This window comes from Massilia sp. BKSP1R2A-1, from assembly GCF_050586525.1.
Taxonomy (GTDB): Bacteria; Pseudomonadota; Gammaproteobacteria; order Burkholderiales; family Burkholderiaceae_D; genus Telluria.
Map to the genome: position 1 here is coordinate 298083 of NZ_JBOBRE010000006.1, position 6000 is coordinate 304082.

Annotated in this window: 5 protein-coding genes; 4 read left to right on the plus strand and 1 reads right to left on the minus strand. The window is 65.9% G+C overall.

Annotation, left to right across the window (positions count from 1 at the left end):
- Nucleotides 1–69: 69 nt before the first annotated feature.
- Nucleotides 70–1560, minus strand: a complete 1491-nt coding sequence (locus ACQ7JA_RS12075) for a DUF4080 domain-containing protein (protein WP_430897931.1) — start codon at nucleotides 1558–1560, stop codon at nucleotides 70–72.
- A 182-nt stretch (nucleotides 1561–1742) separates the two neighbouring features.
- Between ACQ7JA_RS12075 and ACQ7JA_RS12080 the strand changes: the two genes are divergently transcribed.
- The 4 genes from ACQ7JA_RS12080 to ACQ7JA_RS12095 all read left to right on the plus strand — a co-directional run bounded on the left by ACQ7JA_RS12080 (nucleotide 1743) and on the right by ACQ7JA_RS12095 (nucleotide 5809).
- Entirely contained in the window at nucleotides 1743–4142 is a 2400-nt protein-coding gene (locus ACQ7JA_RS12080) for a penicillin acylase family protein (protein ID WP_430897933.1), read from the plus strand.
- An 87-nt stretch (nucleotides 4143–4229) separates the two neighbouring features.
- On the plus strand, nucleotides 4230–4544 hold the full coding sequence (locus tag ACQ7JA_RS12085) for a YbjQ family protein (RefSeq protein WP_430897935.1): 315 nt from the start codon (nucleotides 4230–4232) through the stop codon (nucleotides 4542–4544).
- Nucleotides 4545–4547: 3 nt separating this feature from the next.
- The gene (locus tag ACQ7JA_RS12090; RefSeq protein ID WP_430897937.1) at nucleotides 4548–5003 is read left to right on the plus strand and encodes a YbjQ family protein; all 456 of its coding nucleotides are present in this window, start codon (nucleotides 4548–4550) and stop codon (nucleotides 5001–5003) included.
- Nucleotides 5000–5809 carry a M48 family metallopeptidase gene (locus ACQ7JA_RS12095; protein ID WP_430897939.1) on the plus strand — a complete coding sequence of 270 codons (810 nt, stop codon included), beginning with the start codon at nucleotides 5000–5002 and terminating at the stop codon, nucleotides 5807–5809. Before ACQ7JA_RS12090 ends, ACQ7JA_RS12095 begins: the two co-directional genes overlap by 4 nt.
- The last annotated feature ends 191 nt before the right edge of the window (nucleotides 5810–6000 follow it).

The window sequence follows — 6000 nt, forward strand, 5'->3', positions numbered from 1 at the left end:
CCACAGTGCATCAGTGAGTTGAACGCGTGGGCGGAGGACTCGCGGGGCCGCCCAGGCCCACCCTACCATTCACGCGGCCAGGTGGCGCACTTGCCGCACCGGAGCCACGGCGGCTGGCGCCGCTTTCGGCGGGGCGTGATGATCGACCTTGCCCGCATAGTCGCTGGCAAGCAGGGCGGCGGCTTCCTCGCGCGGCATGCCGCGCAGCTGCAGCCACTCCTGCACCAGCCTGGCCAGCTTCTCGAGCGCGATGCGGTGGGTGGCGTCGGTCTTTGTAAACATCCAGTCCGAAAAAGCCATGAAGTTGTCGAACGGCGCATCCGCCAGCAGCGTACGCGTGCTGTGGGCGAAGCGGCCCGAGTTGGCAACCAGGTCCCAGTAGCGGGCGAAGCGCACCAGGCGCTGCATGGTCGGGAAGTCGATCCTGTTCGTCGCCAGCACCGTGTAGGGCGGGTAGGGATCGTAGACCATGCCGAAGGGTTCGGTATGGCGGATGATCGGCGTGCCGCGCAGGCGTTTCAGGATGCCGAACTGGATCTCCTGGGCGCCCAGGCTAACGAGCTGGTCGAAGCCGCGCGCGAAGCTGGCCACGTCCTCGCCCGGCAGGCCGGCAATCAGGTCCACGTGCAGGTGGGTGGTCGAGTGTTCGGTCAGCCAGCGGATGTTGTCGGCGGCCTTGGCATTGTCCTGGCGCCGGCTTACCAGGGCCTGCACCTCGGGGTTGAAGCTCTGGATGCCGATCTCGAACTGCAGGGCGCCCGGCGGGAACTTGGCGATCGATTCCTTCAGCGCTTCCGGCAGGTGGTCGGGGACCAGCTCGAAGTGGGCGTAGACCGGGTCGTCCGGGTTCGCCGCGATTTTATCGAGGAAGAACTGCATGATGCGCAGGCTGGTCTTGACGTTCAGGTTGAAAGTCCGGTCGACGAACTTGAACAGGCGCGCGCCGCGTGCATACAGCGATTCCATCTGCCCGAGAAAATCGTCGAGCGGGAAAGGCCAGGCCGTCTTGTCCAGCGAAGACAGGCAGAACTCGCACTTGAAGGGGCAGCCGCGCGAGGCTTCCACGTACAGGGTGCGGTGGGCGATGTCTTCGTCACTATATAGAGAGTAGGGCAGGGCGATCTCCGCCATCGGCGGCTGCACGCCCGCATGCACCTTCATCAGGGGCTTGGGCCCGTTCAGGATCTCGCCGCACAGCTTGGGGAAGGTGACGTCGCCCCAGCCGGTAACGACGTAATCGGCCAGCTTCACGATCTCCTGCTCGCCCGTCTCGTGCGAGACCTCGGGGCCGCCCAGCACGATGGTGACCTGCGGCGCGACGCGCTTGAGCATCGCCACCAGGCGGGTGGTCTCCTCGACGTTCCAGATGTAGACGCCGAAGCCGACGATGCGCGGCTGGTGCGCCAGGATGCGCTCGACCAGGTCGCTGGTCTTGGCGCCGATGACGAATTCCTGGATCCGGGTCTGCTGCGCGAGCGGCCCCATGTTCGCCAGCAGGTAGCGCAGGCCGAGCGAGGCGTGCGTGTAGCGGGCGTTGAGGGTGGACAGCAGGATGGTCATGGAGGGGCCGGATCTGGAAAAGCAGTCATTTTAAGCGCTCGCGGACGGGAAAGCGCTGGCAATCTGCCAAGCCGGCCCAGCGATTTTATGTTGAATGAATAGCACGGGAGTACTATTTCAGGGTTAAAGTATTGCAACGCGTTTAACTTCTTCCTGTGCGGCCCGGCCGCAGAAAGGCCCTCATGTTCGGTCCCACGCTTCCTCTCCGGATTCTCCTCGCCTCTGCGCTCGCACTCGGCCTCGGCGCCTGCAGTAGCAGCGACGATGACGACGATGCCCCGCCGCCCCAGACCGCCTCGCGCATCCAGGTCGAGGTTGCCCGCACGACCCATGGCGTGCCGCACGTGCGTGCCGAGAACTTCCGCAGCCTCGGCTATGGCCTGGCCTATGCCTACGCCCAGGACAATGTCTGCATGTTCGCTGATTCCGTGGTGACCGTGCGCGGCGAGCGCTCGATGTTCTTCGGCCCCGATGCGCGGCCGCGCCAGCGCATGGGCGACGAGTACGGCGGCGGCAGCGGCTTCATGGACCTGAACAATGAAGAAAGCGACTTCTTCTTCAAGGGCTACCTCGACCTCGAGCAGTTGCGCGCCAACTACACCGCCGGCAGCGCCGAACCGCGCGACCTGCTGGAAGGCTTCGTCGAGGGCTATAACCGCTACCTGAAGGACTATGCCGGCAAGCTGCCCGCAGCCTGCGCGGACGCCAAGTGGGTACGCCCGATGTCCTTCGACGACATGGTGCTGGTGGTGGCCGAGAAAGCGCTGCACGCCTCCGGCCAGGCCTTCGCCAGGGACTTCGTCGCCGCCGGCCGCACGCCGGGCGCCGCGGTGAGCCTGGCCAAGCTGGCGCCGCGCAAGATCGACGCCTCCACCCTGGTGGCCCAGCTCGACAAGATGAACAAGCAGGGCTTCGGCAGCAATGCCCTGGCCGTCGGCAAGGACCTCTCCGGCAACGGCCGCGGCCTCCTGCTCGGCAATCCGCACTATCCCTGGACCACGGCCGACCGCTTCTACCAGGCCCACCTGACGGTGCCGGGCCGCTATGACGCGATGGGCGTGATCATCGGCGGCGTGCCGGCGGTCGTCATCGGCTTCAACAAGGACGTCGCCTGGAGCCACACCGTCACCTTCGCCTATCACTTCACCACCTTCCGCCTGGCGCTGGATGCCGGCGACGCCACCGGCACCACCTATCTCTATGATGGCGAGCGCCGCAAGATGACGTCGAAAACGGTCGGCATCGACGTGCTGCAGGCCGATGGCACGACGGCCAAGCGTGAAAAGACCTTCTGGTTCAGCCACCAGGGCGCCGTCATCTCGCGTCCCGCCGCCGGCATGACCTGGACCTCGACCGCCGCCTACGTGCTGGCCGACCCGAACCGCAACAACACCCGCATGATCGACCAATGGCTGGGCATCGGCACCGCCGGCAGCGTGCGTGCGCTGAAGGATTCGCTCGACAAGGTCGTGGGCCTGCCCTGGGTGAACACGATCGCCGCCGACCGCGAGGGCAATACCCTGTACGCGGACGCCAGCGTGGTGCCCCACATGGATGCGAATAAATTCGTCAACGGCTGCCTGCTGCTGCAGGCGGCGCTGCTGTTCGACGGTTCGAAGAGCAGCTGCGCCTTAGGCCAGGACGCCGGCGCGCCCACCGGCATCTATTCCCCGGCGCGGGCGCCGTGGATGATGCGGACGGACTACGTCGGCAACTCGAACGACGCCTACTGGCTGACCAATCCGAAGTCGCTGCTGGTCGGCCCGGCGCCGCTGGGCTACTCGCCGCTGTATGGACGCACCGGCATCGAACAGAGCCTGCGCACCCGCATCGGCTTCCGCCAGCTGGAAGACCTGCTGGCGCAGAAGAGCAAGCTGAACCTCGCCGACATGCAGGCGCTGGCCTTCTCGAACCGCGTGTATGCGGCCGAGCTGGTGCTGCCGGAACTGCTGCCGGCCTGCGCGGCATCGACGGACACGCTGCTGCGCCAGGCTTGCAACGTGCTGCAGGCGTGGGACCGCCGCGCCGATGTCGACAGCCGCGGTGAAGTCGTGTTCCGCGAATTCTGGAGCACGGCGTCGGCGATCCCGAACAAGTGGGCGGTGGCCTTCAATCCGGCCGACCCGGTGAATACGCCCTACGGCGTGGCCCCGGCGGCGATGCCGGCCATGCTGACGGCCCTGCGCGGCGCCGCCCAGAAGCTGCAGACCCTGGGCGTGCCGCTGGATGGACGGCTGGGCGACTGGCAGGTCGAGCCACGCAACGGCGTGCGCATCCCGATCCATGGCGGGAACGGCAACCAGGAAGGCAGTTACGGCTCGATCACCATGCGCACCGGGCTGACCTCGAGCGGCTATGTGGGCGTGCACTGGGGCCAGAGCTACATCCAGACCGTAACCTTCGACGACCAGGGACCGGTGGCCCAGGCGATGCTGACCTATGGCCAGTCGACCGATCCGAAGTCGCCCTGGTATGCCGACCAGACCGTGGCGTACTCGCGCAAGCAGTGGCCGGTGCTGCCTTTTGCCGCGGACAAGATCAAGGCCGATGCGAACTACTCGACCATGACCCTGCGGGAGTAAACACAGCGGCAGCAGCTATGCGTGCTGAGTTGCTTCTAATAAAGGTGGTGCCTACAATCGGGCACCACCTTTTTTCATTGGCACGCCATGCTCATCACGAATATCGAAACCATCCCGGGTAAAACCATCACCGTCTGCCACGGCGTCGTCTCCGGCAGCTCGGTGCGCTCCAAGCACGTCGGGCGCGACATCATGGCGGGTCTCAAGAACATGGTCGGCGGCGAGCTGCGCGGCTATACCGAACTGCTGGAAGAGTCGCGCGAGCAGGCCACCGAACGCATGAAGGCGCAGGCCGCCCAGCTGGGCGCCAATGCCATCGTCAACGTGCGCTTCTCGACCTCGTCGGTCGCGGCCGGCGCCGCCGAGATCTACGTCTACGGCACCGCTGTCACCGTCGGCTAAGCGATGGAATACCTCATCCTGCTGGCCTTCTGGTCGGTGCCGGTGCTGCTCGGCTATGTGTTCGGCCGCGCGGCCGAAGCGCGCCACTACCGCTCCATCCATGCGCGTGAAAAGGAACTGGTGCAGCTGCCGGCGACCTCGCTCAAGGGCCTGGTGCGCGGCGGGCAAGTCGAGCGCAGCGAACTGGTGACGGGCAGCGTCGTGATCTCGATCGACTATTTCAAGAAGGCGGCGTCGGCCCTGCGCTCGCTCGTGGGCGGCCCCGTGAAATCGTATGAGACCCTGCTGGACCGCGCCAAGCGCGAAGCCATCCTGCGCCTGAAGGAAAGCTGTCCGGGCGCGGACGAGGTCATCAACCTGCGCCTCGAGACCATGCCGCTGGCCGGCCAGCAGCGCAACCAGATCACCAGCGTCGAGGTGCTGGCCTACGGCACGGCGATCTACTACGCCAAGGCATGAAGTACCAGCCGGCGCTGCCTGAGCATAACGACAATATCTCGCACGAGCATCCGCTGAAGGATTTCGTGCTGATCCTGGCCGGGCTCTCGCTGGCGGTGCTGGCGCTGGTCTGGGCGCTGGGGCTGGCGGTCGACCTGGTCGTCGACAAAATGAGTCTTGAAACCGAGGCGCGGATCACACGCCTGATTGCGCCCGCGCCGCCGGCGACCGAGCCGGCGCTGAAGTCGCAGGAGGTGCGGCTGCAGGCGCTGGTCGATGGGATGCGCGCCTGTGCCGGCATGCGCGAACCGGTGACGGTGCGGCTGGCGAAGTCGAAGGAGGCGAACGCCTTTGTCGTCCCCGGCGGCACGGTCATCGTCCATTCCGGACTGATGGAGCACGTCAGGTCGGAAAACGGCATGAGCTTCGTGCTGGCGCACGAGCTGTCCCACCTGATCCACCGCGACCACCTGCGCGGGCTGGGCCGCAGCCTGGTCATCGTTGCGGCGGCTACCGTACTGACCGGGGACGGCTCATGGACGGCGAGCGTGCTGGCGCCGGCCCAGCACCTGGGAGAGGCGCACTATTCACGCGGCCGCGAGTCGAACGCGGATGCGCGGGCACTGCAAATCCTGCAGTGCCGTTACGGGCACGTGGGCGGCGCGACCGAGTTCTTCGAGTCGCTGCGCAAGAAGGACGACGAGACCCCGGCGTTCGCCCATTACCTGGCGTCGCACCCGTCGATGGGGGCACGCATCGAGGCGCTGCAGGCGGCGATCCGCCAGGCCGGCTTGCGGACCGGCGACGTCCGGCCCATGCAGCCATGACCTGCGTGTGACATTTTTGTGAGCACGCGCAAAGTAGGGGTTGACGCAGCTCATCAGCTCCCCCATAATCTCATTCCTCTGCTGCTGACGAACACAACGCTTCGCAGCGATAGCAAGAGACAGAATACGGTTCTTTAACAATCAACAGTCGATAAGTGTGGGCGTTTGATGAGGGTGCCGGCTGGCTTGGG

Excerpts from the sequence above, each read along its gene's own strand:
- ACQ7JA_RS12090 (WP_430897937.1), top strand. The coding sequence starts at position 4,548 with ATGGAATACCTCATCCTGCTGGCCTTCTGGTCGGTGCCGGTGCTGCTC.
- ACQ7JA_RS12080 (WP_430897933.1), top strand. The coding sequence starts at position 1,743 with ATGTTCGGTCCCACGCTTCCTCTCCGGATTCTCCTCGCCTCTGCGCTC.
- ACQ7JA_RS12075 (WP_430897931.1), bottom strand. The coding sequence starts at position 1,560 with ATGACCATCCTGCTGTCCACCCTCAACGCCCGCTACACGCACGCCTCG.
- ACQ7JA_RS12095 (WP_430897939.1), top strand. The coding sequence starts at position 5,000 with ATGAAGTACCAGCCGGCGCTGCCTGAGCATAACGACAATATCTCGCAC.
- ACQ7JA_RS12085 (WP_430897935.1), top strand. The coding sequence starts at position 4,230 with ATGCTCATCACGAATATCGAAACCATCCCGGGTAAAACCATCACCGTC.